The 1,582-nt window shown below is 53.4% G+C and carries 1 rRNA gene and 1 other annotated feature (1 of these 2 cut by a window edge); the gene reads left to right on the top strand.

From position 1 onward, the window contains the following. Nucleotides 1–1,313: a sequence feature (mutual gap in cmsearch alignment for this rRNA model is longer than 100), on the top strand; it begins 1,546 nt to the left of the window's first position. 168 nt (nt 1,314–1,481) lie between these two features. Then, a 5S ribosomal RNA gene (gene rrf / locus HX881_RS07745) occupies nt 1,482–1,582 on the top strand; the annotation flags it as partial.

Genomic DNA, 1,582 nt, shown 5'->3' with positions numbered 1-1,582 from the left:
TAACCAGGAACCGTACCCCAAACCGACACAGGTGGTTGGGTAGAGAATACCAAGGCGCTTGAGAGAACTCGGGTGAAGGAACTAGGCAAAATGGCACCGTAACTTCGGGAGAAGGTGCGCCGGTGAGGGTGAAGGACTTGCTCCGTAAGCTCATGCCGGTCGAAGATACCAGGCCGCTGCGACTGTTTATTAAAAACACAGCACTCTGCAAACACGAAAGTGGACGTATAGGGTGTGACGCCTGCCCGGTGCCGGAAGGTTAATTGATGGGGTTAGCTAACGCGAAGCTCTTGATCGAAGCCCCGGTAAACGGCGGCCGTAACTATAACGGTCCTAAGGTAGCGAAATTCCTTGTCGGGTAAGTTCCGACCTGCACGAATGGCGTAACGATGGCGGCGCTGTCTCCACCCGAGACTCAGTGAAATTGAAATCGCTGTGAAGATGCAGTGTATCCGCGGCTAGACGGAAAGACCCCGTGAACCTTTACTATAGCTTTGCACTGGACTTTGAATTTGCTTGTGTAGGATAGGTGGGAGGCTTTGAAGCGTGGACGCCAGTTCGCGTGGAGCCATCCTTGAAATACCACCCTGGCAACTTTGAGGTTCTAACTCAGGTCCGTTATCCGGATCGAGGACAGTGTATGGTGGGTAGTTTGACTGGGGCGGTCTCCTCCTAAAGAGTAACGGAGGAGTACGAAGGTGCGCTCAGACCGGTCGGAAATCGGTCGTAGAGTATAAAGGCAAAAGCGCGCTTGACTGCGAGACAGACACGTCGAGCAGGTACGAAAGTAGGTCTTAGTGATCCGGTGGTTCTGTATGGAAGGGCCATCGCTCAACGGATAAAAGGTACTCCGGGGATAACAGGCTGATACCGCCCAAGAGTTCATATCGACGGCGGTGTTTGGCACCTCGATGTCGGCTCATCACATCCTGGGGCTGAAGCCGGTCCCAAGGGTATGGCTGTTCGCCATTTAAAGTGGTACGCGAGCTGGGTTTAGAACGTCGTGAGACAGTTCGGTCCCTATCTGCCGTGGACGTTTGAGATTTGAGAGGGGCTGCTCCTAGTACGAGAGGACCGGAGTGGACGAACCTCTGGTGTTCCGGTTGTCACGCCAGTGGCATTGCCGGGTAGCTATGTTCGGAAAAGATAACCGCTGAAAGCATCTAAGCGGGAAACTTGCCTCAAGATGAGATCTCACTGGAACCTTGAGTTCCCTGAAGGGCCGTCGAAGACTACGACGTTGATAGGCAGGGTGTGTAAGCGCTGTGAGGCGTTGAGCTAACCTGTACTAATTGCCCGTGAGGCTTGACCATATAACACCCAAGCAATCTGCTGCTTTGAGCCTGAGGGCGAAAGAGACCAGATTGCGGTGTATGAAGACGAAACGAACCGAAAGTTTGCGGCTCACAAAACACCGAATATCGATCACATACCCGATTTGCTGAAGCGCGGCCTCAGGCCACGATTCGGTACCCGAATTTCTTGACGACCATAGAGCATTGGAACCACCTGATCCCATCCCGAACTCAGCAGTGAAACGATGCATCGCCGATGGTAGTGTGGGGTTTCCCCATGTGAGAGT

The sequence above is a fragment of the Pseudomonas gingeri genome (genome assembly GCF_013386115.1).
In the GTDB taxonomy this organism is placed as follows: domain Bacteria; phylum Pseudomonadota; class Gammaproteobacteria; order Pseudomonadales; family Pseudomonadaceae; genus Aquipseudomonas; species Aquipseudomonas gingeri.
The sequence above is the reverse complement of the archived record's forward strand: the minus strand, read 5'-3'. Positions and strand labels throughout refer to the sequence as shown.